Below are 13697 nucleotides of genomic sequence, written 5' to 3' on the forward strand. Positions count from 1 at the left end.
TTGGTGAAGGTAATAATCATCCAATAGAAATTATGTTATTAAGCGTCTTTTAAGGACTGAGCTCTGTATTCAACAGGGCTCAGTCCTTTCTCTTTTATTATTTATGGGCGTAAAAAAACTTGAGGTTGAGATAACTCAGGATGAGTATTAACACTGACCTCGGCGCCATACCATTTTTCAATATTCTCAGCGGTGAGTACATCTTGAGGTGTACCTTCGCAAACTAATTTTCCCTGATGCAGTAATAAAATACGATCAGCATAAAGGGAGGCGAGGTTGAGATCGTGCAGAACACAACACACCATCAAATTTTGCGTTTTGACCAGTTGTTTTAATAAACGCAAACTTTGTTGCTGGTGGTAGAGGTCAAGTGCCGATGTGGGTTCATCAAGAAATAGCGCAACATTCTCAGGTGTCGGTTGCCAAAGTTGAGCAAGCACTCTAGCAAGTTGCACTCTTTGTTGCTCTCCACCTGATAATTGACGGTAATCTCTTGTTTTAAGCTTTAAACAATTGGTTTGTAATAGCGCGGTTTCTATTGCGATTTGTTTATGTTTTTGCCCATGTGGTGCTCTTCCCATAGCGACGACTTCTTCTACAGAAAAAGAGAATGATAGCTGGCTGTTTTGTCGCATAACAGCACGGTTTTGCGCTAATAATTGACTATTCCACTGTGAGTAAGTTTTCCCTTTAAAAAAACATTCTCCTTGTGTCGGGGGAGTATAGCCGGTCAATAAACGTAATAATGATGATTTCCCAGCACCATTCGGACCAATGATTGTGACAAGCTCACCGGTATTAAGTGCAATAGAAACATCCTCAAGAATAGTTTTATTGCCGATTTTATAGCTCAAGTTATTGCCATATAATAATGGAGTGTGTTGATTTTCCATCATGACATGCGTCCTGCTGGTTGTCGTAAAATAAGCCAAAGAAAATAAGGTCCACCAAGAAGTCCGGTAATAAGTCCTACAGGAATTTCCGCAGGGGATACCAAGGTTCTTGACAGGGTATCTGCGGCTAATAAGAGTATTGCTCCCCCTAATAGGGTGGCCGGTAATAACCAAATATGGTTACTGCCTAATCGCATACGAATAAGGTGGGGCACCACAAGACCAACAAACCCAATAACACCACTTAATGCAACGGCACAACCGATTAAAATGGCACTGAGTAATAGTAAAATAAATTTTGTTTTTCTTACATTTAACCCTAAATAATGTGCTTCTTCATCACCGAGTTGTAATAGGTTAAGTTTATGACCTTGCCAACAGGCTAATGCACTAATGGGAATAATCACGAGAGTTGCAATCGCCAAGGTGTTCCAGTCTATTTTACTTAAAGAGCCCATCATCCATAGTGAAAATTGGCGCAGTTGCTGATCTGTGCTGATATAGCTCAATACACCAATAAAAGACATACAAAGTGCATTAATGGCAATTCCCGCTAGGAGCAATCTTGCCAAGTTACCATCACTTAATTGATGCAATGAAAAAATAATCATTGCCACTATTAAGCCGCCAATAAAGGCGGCAATAATATGACTGTAGAAAGAAAATACGGATAAAAAAGAGAAGGGTAAAATAATCACAATAGCGACCATTAGCGCAGCACCACTGCTAATACCCAGTAATCCAGGATCGGCAAGTGAGTTTCTAAATAGTCCTTGCATGATGGTGCCTGATATGGCTAAAGCGCCACCGACGAGAATAGCTAATAGTACTCGAGGTAAACGAATATCAAGCCAAATTTGCCACTCTATATCATCAAAAGAGCGATCCCATAAAGTACTAAATGAGAGTGCTAGCGGGCCACTATTAACAGAAATAAGCGTAATGATGGTAAATAAGATGAGTAAAATGGCAATACTCATCCACGGTGAGCGAAAACGAGACATTATTGCTCCAATGCTTGACGAATTTGTTGCATAACTTTAGGGGTTGATAAGGTAAAGCCTAATAAACCCATATCATCAACAACGATATAGCGCTTATTTTTACCTGCGGGGGTGTACTTTATGCCGGGCAAGTCCCACAGTTTTTCGATACCTCCAATACCTTTTATTCCCTCTTTAGTGACCAACAAAATATCAGGCTGGCTGGCAATAACCCCTTCTTGTGACAGTAAGCGGTAACTACTAAAACCTTGCATAGCATTTTTTCCGCCTACCAGTGTGATAATAGTATCCGCAGCAGTATTTTGACCGGCAGCCATAGGGGCAACACCACCATGGCTCATGATATAAATAATTTTTTTATCAATAGGCGTCGTGGCAATTTGATTAATAGATTGAGTGAGCTTTTCTTTTAATTGCTGACTCTCTGTTTCTTTTTGTAAGAGGGTTGCAATGGCATCGATTTTTTCATTAATGGCTTCTAATGAACGTGTACCCGTAATAGTTTCAACAGGTACACCTGCTTTTTCGATACGACGTAATGCAAAAGAAGGGCGAGCTAATTCGCTAGCAATAATCAGCGTCGGTTTAACCGAAAGAATACCTTCAGGATTGAGCATGCGCATATAACCCACATCGGGTAATGATTTAACTTGCTCTGGTACTAAACTCGTACTATCTCTAGCAATGACCTGATCACCTGCACCTAATGCAAAAACAATTTCAGTAATATCACCACCAATAGTGACAATACGTTGTTTAGCGAGGCTGGTGAATGTCATCAAACTACACAGGATCAAAAGAAGCCATTTTTTCATTGAGCTATCCTTCTATTAAGCTATTTTAGCAAGAGCGTTGAGTTGCTCACGCCATTGTTGTTGTTCTTTTGTTCCCTCAGTGCGTTGTCCATAGAGCTGAGCAATCTGTTGACCTTTGCTATCAAATAGTTCAAGACTTGTGACAAAACCATCTTGGGTTGGCTTACGAGTGATCCAGCTTTCCACAATTTCGCTCTCAATTAAATGCAGTGTAAATGCAGGATTAAAAATGTTAATCCATGCTTGTTCACTATTTTCAAATTGATGAGGTACTAAACGATCAATTTTACCGGTAAAGATCTGTACACAGCCTCGATTACCCACGAAAATCATAATTTCATTTTGTACTTCTTTCGCCAGTGCTAATAATGTTTTTAAGGCACTATTATCTACTTGATAAGCTAAATCATCACTGACCGCTTTGAACGCTTGCTGGCGACTGAGATTATTTTCTTGCAGGATTTTAAAGAATTGATGAACGTCAGTCATCGAGCGCCATTGCTGTTCTAACTGTTGTGCTAATGCCGTTGTTACCGGTGCATCAGTAAAAGATTTAGCGGGGGTAATCTCTAATACGGGATTTTCTGGTGATAAATAAGTATCGATTAAGGTATTCCATGCATCCATATTAGTATTATCAGTGGTATACACTTTATGGAGAGAATCACCATGAAGATCAAAGAATTGAATACTATGACGAATGCCACGAGCCGTCTCTTCGGTTAATGCAAAGATACTTGCCCAATGAGAGAAGAAAAAGCGTAAATCGAGGGCTCGAGGGTTTAAGATCAATCCTGCATGATCGTTAAAACGAGCATTGGTATATTCACCAAGATGTTCATGAACCGCAATTTCATTACGAGTAATGGCTTTCACTTCGCCTACGGTTGCGAGAGCGGTTAAAATATCACGAACATCACCATGTAAGCGTTTAGCATCGTGCCCAACACGCGCGTGAGTAAGCTCAGCTTCACTTACATTAAGGTAAGTTGCTAAATCACGCGCATAAGATGCTTTTTTTTCATTTTTTGCTTGCAGGTAGCTCTCATAAAGAGGTTTAGTCACGGAAACTCCTATTGTTTCGTTTATTTTATTGTTAATTACCATTGATAACTCACCAGTACTTTTGCATTGCGCCCCTCTTGAGGAATACCCGCAGAAGAGTAGTATTTTTTATCAAATGCATTACCCAGTACCAGTGAGGTTGTTAGCCCTGTTAATGAAGCACTACCTTCATAACGGAGGTAGAAATCATTGACACCATAACCCGCTTGTTGGCGATTGGTCGGGCGATTAAAGCGATCATGTTTTGTAAAATCTGTTTTTTTAGTAAATTGTCCCACCCAACCTACGGAAAAATCACTATTGGGTACGGGAATATCGAGGCGACTGGTTAATGTATCTGGCTCAATAGAGGCAATAGAGGCATTACTGGCATTATCTTTTCCTTTTGTATGGTTATAAGCCAAATCCCAACTAAAGAACTTCGATTGATAATTCATCTCGATATCCCAACCCCAAATAGTTGCTCTTGGAATATTCGTCGATTGTGTATATCCCTGAAAAATAGCGACATCTGTATCAATATAATCTTTTGCACGCGTATTGAAATGGGCAGCTTTAATTTTCAGATTATCATTATTAGATAATAAGTCGTCGAATTGAAAACCGAACCCGTATTCAGTTGTTGAATTGGTTTCGGGCTTTAAATTAGGGTTAGGGCGCCAGTAATTGGTTGGTGCTCCGGGGAATGGGGCATCAAAATGTTTAGCATCGTTATACATCTCGCCAATTGTTGGTGCTCTAAAAGCTTGAGCATAAGAGGTATAAAGCATTAACCAATCTGTGGGTGTAATACTAACGGCTCCTTTTGATGACCATTTATCAGCGCTGATGTCATCATAACGATCATTTTGACTGCTATATTTATCAAACCTTGTACCGATGATGAATGAAATGGGTACATCACGTAAAGTCATTTCATCTTGTAACCAGCCTGACATAAAACGAATATCTGCTTTAGGGAAGCTTTCGGCATTTGCACTGGGTGATTGCTTTTGCTTATAGATCTCACCGCCATAAGTTAAAGCGTGAGCAGCAAAGGGGTAGGTGGCTAATTGAGTGCGATTTTCAAGTTTAATGCCATAGGTTTTTTGCTCTCTACCTTCAAATCCTTTTTGTTGTGTTTTCGCATTAATATCTACCTCGCTGTAATAGGCTTGTGTTTTTAGGTTAATCCATGACATATCACTAGGATGATATTGATAGGTTAACTGTGCATCTTTTTGTGTTGTAGTACGATTTGTCGCTACATTAGCCGGTGTTGGGTTATTGGCGAGTTGTGGATCCTTAGGCTGTTGTGCGTTGTTATGATAATAGCGTAATTGGCCACTTAACGTATTGCTATCATCAATAAACCAACGTCCTTTAGATAATAAGTTAATGATTGTTTCATCGTTTTGCGCACGATAACCGCCTCCATAGCGAGTTGTACCTTTATCACGAGCGGAGAGGGCGAGTAATCCATCGAAATTGTCTTGTTGACCAAAAGCGGTAATGCCAAATCCTTGACTCTGTTGTGCCGTATTACCAAGGGCGGTAACACGCACACCACCATGTTCATTTTTTGCAAGCAAGTCGCTGGCATCAACGGTATCATATGCCACAACCCCACCGAGGGCGCCGCTTCCATATAAAAGTGCTGAAGGGCCACGAACCACTTCAACTTGTTTAATGAGTAGAGGATCGACAAAAATACTGTCAATATGACCTGTATCAGTACCTTGGCGTATGCCATCTACTAGTGTCAAAACACCGTTACTACTGTAGCCACGCATACTAATAGTTTCACCGTTTGTGCGGCCAGCTCCTGATATTGAAATGCCCGGTATATGACGCAACAACTCCGTGGCACTTCCAGCCGTTTCTGTCAAAGCACTGTTATTTTTTATGACGGTCGACATCATTGGTAATGTAAAGCTATCTCGCTCGTTACCTGTTGCATAAACCGTTATTATTTGTGTGTTTCTCTCCCCGCTATTTTTTTCTCCATAGATTTGATTTTTATTTTCAGCGAATGCACTGCTAATCGCTGTTGCAACAACTAAAACACTCACCTTTATGCATCGCGATGATTGAGACATACAGGTCGATCTCCGTTATTAAAATGGGCTGCTAAACTCAACAGCCCGTTATGATAAAAATCATTGCTCTTTTTATTGTTTACCAGCGATAACTGACAGACATTTTGATATTTCTAGCTTCTTGAGGCACACCTACCGTTGAGTAATACACTTTGTTGAATGCATTATCGAGTACCAATGAGGCTTGTATATCTTTATTATTGGATTGATAGTTGACTGCAAAACTATGCACACCATAGCCAGGGTATTGCTGAAGATCTTCTTTTAATCGAGTAGTCACTTCCTCTGAACCAGGGTATTTATGTGTGCCTTTTTTGGCCGTTGGACCGGCAAACTTTCCTGACCAAGCAACAGAAAATGGTGTTTTGATAATGGGTACATTTATAAAAGCGGTTAATGTTTCAGGGCGCACCATTGAAATAGTCTCTAGAGACGACAGTTCCAAGGTTTTAGTTTGATTGTAATTTACCCCCATAGCGATGTATGGATGAGAATATAGCAATCTTAAATCAAAGCCGTGAATAAGCGCTTTAGGCAAGTTAACTGATTGAAATAATAAAGGTTCACGAGCATCTTTAATGGGAGATAACGCAATATGACTATTTTTTAATTGGATAGGCTTACGACTATGATACCACTGTTGATAAGTAATGTGGTCAATTGATTCAGTGCTGTAATATGAAGCTTTAATGTTTATCTGGTCATTGGTAAAAAGCAACGCATTTTTTTGTAAATTGATACCATGTTCCCATGTTCTATTCGTCTCTGGTTCTAATGTGGAATTTGGAACCCAACGAGCATCATAGCTTTTCTTATTAAAAGGGGAAATTATAGTGAAATGTACTGAGTCATTATACATTTCGCTTAAAGTCGGCGCCCTAAAGGCAACAGAATAAGAAGAATAGATCTGTAACCATTTGGTCAGTGTGAGACGTAACGCAATATTTTTAGAAATATTTTGATATGTTTCTTGATATTTGTCGGCGGAGGTCATGTCTCCTTTTTTATTTAAGTCTTTGTAGTAATCTAAAGTTTTACTGTTATCAGGGACATTTTGATAATAGTTGTAACGAAGACCCGCAATTAAAGTAATGGGTAATAGAGGGGTATTGAACGTGCTATGAACCCAACCTGAGGCATTATCCATATGTGATAAAGGGAAATTTTTAGCCTTATTATTCGATACCATCTTCTGTTTTTCAGCATCAATGCCGATAATCACAGATTGAGTCAACCTATCTTGAAAGTAATTTAAATTAAAGGCGTTTTCTACTTTCATACCATAGGTATATTGGGTACGTTTTTCAGAATTACCTAGCACACTTTCTATGTCTGGATATATTTCTTTGCGTGTATCCGTCAGAAACGTATGCGCAATTTTAAACTGAGAATAATAAAGTTGAGTGCTCAGATCGAGCCAATCATAATTATTTGGATTTAAATGATAGGTGAGTGAGATATCATTTTGTTTGGTGGCTCGATACATATTATTACTGTCTCTTTTTCCAAACCCTCCCATTCGATTTAAAACTTCTCTTTGCTCTCCTGCATTATTATATTGACGGGCAGAAAAAATAACGGTTTGTTCCTCTGTAGGGTAAACATAGGCTTTTGCAAAATAATTTTTGATACGTTCGTGGTTATTTAATATTGAGTCATCAGCAATACGTATCGGGCCACGCTCTCTTTGGCTATAAGCCAATAACCCTTCCACTAACTGATGTCTACCTGCGATCACACCACCATAAGAAAAATGTTTATCCGCAGAAGAGAATGAGCTAAATAATTTAGCACCAAGGTTTTTATTGGCGTCTAATAATTCATTTGGATGGAGAGTTGAGAACGAAACAACGCCACCTAGCGCGCCACTTCCATGTTTAACCGAAGAGCCACCATGTTTGACTTTAACGCGCGAAATAAGAGAGGGTTCAATAAAAAGGCCACCAAGCTTGTTCATAGTATTATCAATAGGTTGATGAATACCATCCACAAAGATTTTGACACCTCTTTGATCGTAACCACGCATCATAATATTGCCACCATTGGCGATCCCCGTTCCTGATACGGTGATCCCCGGGACTTGTTTTAACAATTGCCCCGTGGTAGATGCGGTTTGAGCTTGTGCTGAACGGGTATCGACGACAGATTGAAAATCCGTTATTTGATTGTCTTGTTGCCCAATAACAGTCAATGTATCTGTCTCTACTTTTTCAATATGAGCAAAAGTAGTCGGCGCGTATAACAGACAAATTGCTGTAGCTAATGTGGAGTATTTGAAATTTCTTTTCAGCATAGACATACCATTAATATCCATAAAAGTCCTTGTATATGGAGTGAATTAGCTGGCTGCCTAGCAAAATAGGTGGCTTGCGAAAAGGGATTAAATAATTATTTTGTTAGGATAAGTTTTCCTGTTTTTGTTTGGCGTAACTGATACAACTCTCCGTTATGTTGAATATAAACCACGCCCGATTTACCCAGTAATTCTATGCTATTTATAGATTGAATGACTGGGGAGCTTGTTTCACGTGTTATCGATGAATCGTTTAAATTATGAACATTTTTATTCATTTCAATAGCAATACTGATAGAGGTTATGATTATGATAATCATTATCGTTATCAGAATATTTTAGACAAGCTTTTTTTAACGTAAACGTCTAAATTTAAGATGATTAGTAACAAAAGAACAACAAAAATAGGGTGTTAGAATAAAAATCATACAGTTGATTAGCGTGGGAGAAGATAAAGCTTAATCTTAATGAAGATGGATAACGACTTTTTGTGTAAGTTAAAAAGGAGAGGTAACACTCTCCTTTTTGGCGATATTATTTAAATCGACTTTCAACCGCTTGAGCTAATAATTCCAGTAATTGTTCGGTATCTTCCCAACTGAGACAAGGATCAGTGATAGATTGTCCATAGGTCAGCCCCTTATCTGCTGTGACTTTCTGTGATCCCTCTTGTAAAAAGCTTTCTGCCATAACACCGACAATAGCTTGTGAACCATCCGTAATTTGTTGAGCGACATTGCGTGCAACTTCAAGTTGGCGACGATGAATTTTTTCACAATTACCATGGCTAAAATCGATGACCAAGTGTTCAGGTAAATCAAGTTGTTTCAGTGCATCAACAGCATCTGCTACATCACTGGCATGATAATTAGGCTTTTTACCGCCACGCATAATAATATGACCGTAGGGATTCCCGCTGGTTTGGTAAATTGTCATACGTCCCGTTTTATCAGGTGATAAAAAGGTGTGACTAGCACGAGCGGCACGAATGGCATCTATCGCAATGCGTATATTACCGTCAGTGCCATTTTTAAATCCTACAGGGCAAGAGAGGGCGGAGGCCATTTCACGGTGAACTTGACTCTCTGTTGTTCTTGCCCCGATAGCCCCCCAACTGATTAAATCTGCAATATATTGCCCCGTGACCATATCAAGAAATTCAGTGGCTGTGGGGAGTCCTAATGCGTTGATCTCAATTAGCAGTTTCCTTGCGATACGAATGCCTTCATTAACATTACAAGAGTTATCAAGGAAAGGATCAGAAATAAGGCCTTTCCAACCAATAACGGTACGCGGTTTTTCAAAATAGGTTCTCATCACGATTTCTAGACGGTCATGAAAACGCGCTTTTTGTTGATTTAGTTTTGTTGCGTACTCTTTAGCCGCCTTGGGATCATGTATAGAGCAAGGGCCAATAATAACTAATAGTCGTTTATCTTCACCAGTGAGAATAGCTTCAATGCGTTGACGGGCAGAAGTGATATTACTGATAATCTCTTGTGAGATGGGTAACTCATTAGCTAACGTTTCCGGCGTTACTAGGCTGGCTAAAGCCTTTGTCCGTAATTCGTCTGTTTTTAACATAATTTATCTCAATAAAAATACAGGGTAAGCCTACCCAGTGATTAAGATCACAATAAACGAAATTCAGCTAATTTCAACACTGTTATTGGTGAAAAATAAATAAAAAATGACTTACTGTCTCTAGAGCATTCTTCTGGCTAATCCCATAGAATCAATTACCTTAGTGGAAATTTCTTCAACAGAGTAGTTTGTCGTATTTAGGTAAGGAATGTTATTTTTCCTAAATAGCGCTTCAACTTCCGCTAATTCAATACGACATTGACGAATAGATGCATAACGACTGTTTTCACGACGTTCGCTACGGATAGCGGCAAGGCGTTCTGGGGCAATGGTTAAGCCAAACAATTTATGTTGATACTCTTTTAATTCAGGAGGCAATTTTAAAAAATCCATATCATCAGCAGTAAAAGGGTAATTAGCCGCTTGAATGCCAAATTGCATCGCTAAATATAAACTGGTAGGGGTTTTACCGCAGCGTGAGACACCGATTAAGATCACTTGCGCTTGGTCGAGATTGCGTAAAGAGATCCCATCATCATGAGATAAAGTGTATTCAATAGCAGCAATTCGAGCATCATATTTGCTGAGATTTTTTTCTGTTAAACCGTGCGTTTTATTTAATTGAGGTAGCGCTTGAACGCCAATTTCTTTTTCTAAGGGGAGAACTAATGACTGCACAATATCCTGACAGAATCCTTCACTACTATTTATTATTCGTTTTACGTCAGGACTAATAATAGAGTAGAAAACCAGAGGCTTGGCGCCACTTTTTTTATAAATTTCATTAATCTTATTTTTTATTTCTTCCGCTCTTTCTACAGAAGATACAAAAGGTAAGGTATAGCTTTTCATTTTTAATGGGAATTGTGAGAGTACCGCATGGCCTAAGACTTCTGCGGTAATAGCGGTGCCGTCAGAGATAAAAAAAACAGTTCTATCAACAAGTTCATTATTATCACAGTTAATTGAATTCAAACTTAATATCATTCCTCTCACCTTTTTTTTAGCTGAATTAGCAATTCAGACAATATTATCTATAGTATTTTTAGTGATTATAAAGGATAAAAAAATAAAGTTTTCTGGTTGATCGATTCACCTTTCTATATTCTCCATAACATTGTGATAGGCTTATTTATGTTGTCGTTTTGACAGCGGGTTTTTCTTTTTTTTCTCTCTCTCATTTGTTTAAAAAAGGATTGTTCTCAATGTCCAGCAATAGCCTCACCCCGTGCAATGTACTTTGGTATAACCAATTGGGTATGAATGACGTTGATCGTGTTGGTGGGAAAAATGCTTCCCTCGGTGAAATGATCACTAATCTTGCGGAACTGGGTGTGTCTGTTCCTAATGGATTTGCCACCACAGCGCAAGCGTTTAATGATTTTCTGGAACAAAGTGGTATTAATCAGCGTATTTATGAGCTACTCGATAGTATTGATGTTGATGATGTTAATCAATTAGCACAAGCGGGTAACCAAATTCGCCAATGGGTGATTGATACACCTTTTACCCCTCAGTTTGAGAAAGATATTCGTGATGCTTATCAGACCTTAAGTGAAGGTGAATCTGAAGCCTCATTTGCAGTACGATCATCAGCAACCGCTGAAGATATGCCTGATGCTTCTTTTGCCGGCCAACAAGAGACATTTTTAAACGTTCAAGGTATCGATGCAATTTTAGTTGCGATTAAACATGTGTTTGCTTCACTGTTTAATGATCGCGCAATCTCTTATCGTGTTCACCAAGGCTACGATCACCGCGGTGTTGCTTTATCTGCAGGTGTCCAACGTATGGTTCGCTCTGATTTAGCTTCATCAGGGGTGATGTTTACTATTGATACTGAATCAGGCTTTGATCAAGTAGTCTTTATTACCTCTGCTTATGGTTTAGGGGAAATGGTGGTTCAGGGGGCGGTTAACCCAGATGAATTCTATGTTCATAAACCAACTTTGGCGAAAGGTTTACCGGCAATTGTGCGCCGTAACCTAGGCTCTAAAAAGATCCAAATGGTTTATGCCGATAGCATTGAGCATGGTAAACAAGTCCGTATTGAAGATACGCCAGAAGCATTGCGCAATCGTTTCTCTTTAACTGATGATGAAGTGCAAGAGCTAGCAAAACAAGCGGTATTGATTGAACAACATTATGGACGTCCAATGGATATCGAGTGGGCTAAAGATGGTCATAATGGTCGTCTATATATTGTTCAAGCGCGTCCAGAAACAGTTCGTTCTAACCAACAAGTTATGGAACGCTATCAGTTAAATGAAACAGGCACTGTGATTGTAGAAGGTCGTGCAATTGGTCATCGTATTGGTAGTGGTACGGTTAAGGTTATCCATAACTTAAGTGAGATGGATAGAATAGAGGCGGGTGATGTGTTGGTCACCGATATGACAGATCCTGATTGGGAGCCTATCATGAAAAAAGCCTCTGCGATTGTGACTAATCGTGGTGGAAGAACATGTCATGCGGCAATTATTGCTCGTGAATTAGGTATTCCAGCAGTGGTAGGTTGTGGCGATGCGACGGAGTGTATTAGCGAAGGGCAAGTGGTCACCGTCTCTTGTGCTGAAGGGGATACCGGATTTGTTTATGATGGGAAACTCGATTTTTCTATTCAAAGCTCCGCAATCGATAACATGCCAGAACTTGGCTTAAAAATCATGATGAACGTCGGTAATCCTGATCGCGCCTTTGACTTTGCTGGGTTACCAAATGATGGGGTAGGCCTTGCGCGTTTAGAGTTTATTATCAACCGTATGATTGGTGTGCATCCTCGCGCTTTACTCGAATACGAAGATCAAACAGATGCACTAAAAGCTGAAATTGATGAAATGATGGCGGGTTATGCATCACCTGTTGAATATTATATTGGTAAATTAACCGAAGGTATCGCAACACTCGCTGCAGCATTCTGGCCAAAACGTGTCATTGTTCGCTTGTCTGATTTTAAATCAAATGAGTATGCAAACTTAGTCGGTGGCGATCGCTATGAGCCTGATGAAGAAAACCCTATGTTAGGTTTCCGTGGTGCGGGTCGTTACGTATCGGATGATTTCCGTCGTTGTTTTGCACTCGAGTGTGAAGCAGTGAAACGTGTGCGTAATGAGATGGGATTAACTAACGTGGAAGTGATGATCCCATTTGTACGTACGGTGCGCCAAGCAGAAGAAGTGATAGATGAGTTAGCACGTAATGGTTTAAAACGTGGTGAGAATGGCTTAAAAGTGATTATGATGTGTGAAATTCCATCCAATGCTTTATTAGCCGATCAATTCTTGGCTCATTTTGATGGTTTCTCTATCGGCTCTAATGATATGACTCAGTTAACATTGGGCTTAGATCGTGATTCTGGTGTCGTCTCATCACTGTTTGATGAACGTAATGATGCGGTAAAAGCGCTATTATCTATGGCAATTCAATCAGCGAAACGTCAAGGTAAATATGTCGGGATCTGCGGACAGGGCCCTTCTGACCATGAAGATTTTGCACAATGGTTAATGGAAGAGGGTATTGATAGCTTATCTTTAAACCCAGATACCGTTATTAAAACCTGGGTGAAATTAGCACAACAATAATTATATTATTATTGAATAATTAAAAGCTCACAAAATAATGTGAGCTTTTTTTATACTATTTATAAATAATAGATAAAAAAAAAGCCTATCATGGGCTGACAGGCAAAGACTACACACAGCAATATTTTATATACTTTGGTCTCGCCTTTTAATCTATTAATAAAATAGGCAAAACCATTAATTAAATGAAACATTCGTTTCGATGAGATTTATATTAAGAGAAATGAGTTAATTATTCTCTAAGAATTATCTCAATCAAAAAAATATTAGGATATTAAGAAGTGAATATAACTCGCTGGTAGCAAACAGGTTTAAAAAAATAAGAATTGTTTCAAATTGTAAATTTCAAGATATAAAAATAATAAAATACTCATAAATTGATAA

The 13697-nt window shown here is 39.1% G+C and carries 10 protein-coding genes; 1 reads left to right on the top strand and 9 read right to left on the bottom strand.

Features of this window, described 5'->3' with window-relative positions:
* Window positions 1-101: 101 nt before the first annotated feature.
* From ACYUCW_RS11280 to ppsR, 9 genes are all read right to left on the bottom strand, one after another.
* The gene (locus tag ACYUCW_RS11280; RefSeq protein ID WP_004243181.1) at window positions 102-896 is read right to left on the bottom strand and encodes a heme ABC transporter ATP-binding protein; all 795 of its coding nucleotides are present in this window, start codon (window positions 894-896) and stop codon (window positions 102-104) included.
* Complete coding sequence (locus tag ACYUCW_RS11285; protein ID WP_004248185.1) at window positions 893-1897, bottom strand: FecCD family ABC transporter permease; 1005 nt, start codon at window positions 1895-1897, stop codon at window positions 893-895. Before ACYUCW_RS11285 ends, ACYUCW_RS11280 begins: the two co-directional genes overlap by 4 nt.
* Window positions 1897-2712 carry a heme/hemin ABC transporter substrate-binding protein gene (locus ACYUCW_RS11290; RefSeq protein ID WP_004243179.1) on the bottom strand — a complete coding sequence of 272 codons (816 nt, stop codon included), beginning with the start codon at window positions 2710-2712 and terminating at the stop codon, window positions 1897-1899. Before ACYUCW_RS11290 ends, ACYUCW_RS11285 begins: the two co-directional genes overlap by 1 nt.
* A gap of 15 nt (window positions 2713-2727) precedes the next feature.
* Complete coding sequence (locus tag ACYUCW_RS11295; protein ID WP_196549330.1) at window positions 2728-3777, bottom strand: hemin-degrading factor; 1050 nt, start codon at window positions 3775-3777, stop codon at window positions 2728-2730.
* Window positions 3778-3812: 35 nt separating this feature from the next.
* On the bottom strand, window positions 3813-5855 hold the full coding sequence (locus ACYUCW_RS11300) for a TonB-dependent hemoglobin/transferrin/lactoferrin family receptor (RefSeq protein WP_163748461.1): 2043 nt from the start codon (window positions 5853-5855) through the stop codon (window positions 3813-3815).
* A gap of 79 nt (window positions 5856-5934) precedes the next feature.
* Complete coding sequence (locus ACYUCW_RS11305; protein WP_163748463.1) at window positions 5935-8169, bottom strand: TonB-dependent receptor domain-containing protein; 2235 nt, start codon at window positions 8167-8169, stop codon at window positions 5935-5937.
* A 74-nt stretch (window positions 8170-8243) separates the two neighbouring features.
* Window positions 8244-8468, bottom strand: a complete 225-nt coding sequence (gene hemP / locus ACYUCW_RS11310; protein WP_004243175.1) for a hemin uptake protein HemP — start codon at window positions 8466-8468, stop codon at window positions 8244-8246.
* A 214-nt stretch (window positions 8469-8682) separates the two neighbouring features.
* Window positions 8683-9732 (bottom strand): 3-deoxy-7-phosphoheptulonate synthase, encoded by a 1050-nt coding sequence (locus tag ACYUCW_RS11315; protein ID WP_004248179.1) that lies wholly within the window; start codon window positions 9730-9732, stop codon window positions 8683-8685.
* A gap of 120 nt (window positions 9733-9852) precedes the next feature.
* Window positions 9853-10719: a posphoenolpyruvate synthetase regulatory kinase/phosphorylase PpsR gene (ppsR, locus tag ACYUCW_RS11320; protein WP_460408614.1), complete on the bottom strand. Its 867-nt coding sequence runs from the start codon at window positions 10717-10719 to the stop codon at window positions 9853-9855.
* 218 nt (window positions 10720-10937) lie between these two features.
* On the opposite strand from ppsR, the gene ppsA reads away from it, so the two are divergent.
* Complete coding sequence (gene ppsA / locus ACYUCW_RS11325) at window positions 10938-13313, top strand: phosphoenolpyruvate synthase (RefSeq protein ID WP_004243172.1); 2376 nt, start codon at window positions 10938-10940, stop codon at window positions 13311-13313.
* Window positions 13314-13697 lie beyond the last annotated feature (384 nt).

The sequence above is a fragment of the Proteus sp. MB838 genome (assembly GCF_054767435.1).